The 255-nt window shown below is 48.2% G+C and carries 1 protein-coding gene; it reads left to right on the top strand.

Features of this window, described 5'->3' with window-relative positions:
* On the top strand, nucleotides 1-255 hold a 255-nt coding region (locus U0R11_RS13655), incomplete at both ends, for a hypothetical protein (RefSeq protein WP_406752401.1).

The raw sequence follows: 255 nt of genomic DNA, 5'->3' as shown, positions 1-255 counted from the left end.
CAGGTTTATCTGGTACCAATAAATTAAGTGGAGCAGGGGATTTTGTGAGTGGTGTAGCTAATGTTGCCAGTGCTCTACTATTTACAGGTAATATAGGTAATGGAACATTTACCGCCACGGCAACAACCGGCGGTGCGACAGGATCAAGTTCTGTGACCATAGGAGCAGGCGCAGCCACTAAATTGATTATCACGGGAACAGGCACCCAAACAGCGGGAGCAAGCCAAACGATTACGATCACAGCCAAGGATGCGA

The organism is Aquirufa salirivi, assembly GCF_045310485.1.
Classification (GTDB): domain Bacteria; phylum Bacteroidota; class Bacteroidia; order Cytophagales; family Spirosomataceae; genus Aquirufa; species Aquirufa salirivi.
Note: the sequence above shows the minus strand (reverse complement) of the source record. Positions and strands in the feature narration are given on the sequence as shown.